General features: G+C 53.7%; 1 protein-coding gene. It reads right to left on the bottom strand.

What is annotated here, in order from left to right; all coding sequences use genetic code 11:
• On the bottom strand, positions 1–622 hold a 622-nt coding region (locus tag A3850_RS17055), incomplete at both ends, for an SdrD B-like domain-containing protein (protein WP_197494102.1).

Here is a 622-nt window from a genome sequence, read left to right as displayed (position 1 = left end):
GTCTCGTAGAAACCAGCATCGTTAGTATCGTCTTCTTCGCCACTCGTGATCGTAATCGTACCGGTTTGACCGGTAATTGGATCAGCATCGGAGTCGGTTGCATCGTCGCCACCAGCGTTAACTGGGCTAGGCTCGGTGCCGGCAGGTGCTTCAAACTCTACTACGTAGTCACCAGGAACAACATCCGTGAACTCGTAGGCACCGTCGACATCAGTAGTCGTGGTCGCCACTACATCACCGTTCTCGTCAAGCAAGTTGACGGTTACGTCTTCGATGCCTTCTTCGCCAGCATCCTGAACGCCGTCCGCATCCTCATCGAGAAAGACGAAGTCACCGATAGTTGCAGTCTCGTAGAAACCAGCGTCAATTGTCTCGTTGTTTTCACCGGACATCAGGACTACCGTCTGGCTCAGACCAGTCGTTTCGTCAGCGTCACTGTCGCTTGCGTCATCGCCCACATTTTGTGGCGCGGCACGGAAGCCGGTCGGAGCTTCGAACTCAACTACGTACTCTTCACCTGGCATTAGGGAAGTAAACTCGTAGGCACCGTCAGCATCAGTGGTAGTCGTGGCAACTTGAGCGCCATCGACTAACAGATTGACCGTTACGTCTTCGATGCCTT

The organism is Lewinella sp. 4G2 (assembly GCF_001625015.1).
Lineage (GTDB): Bacteria > Bacteroidota > Bacteroidia > Chitinophagales > Saprospiraceae > Neolewinella.
The sequence above is the reverse complement of the archived record's forward strand: the minus strand, read 5'-3'. Positions and strand labels throughout refer to the sequence as shown.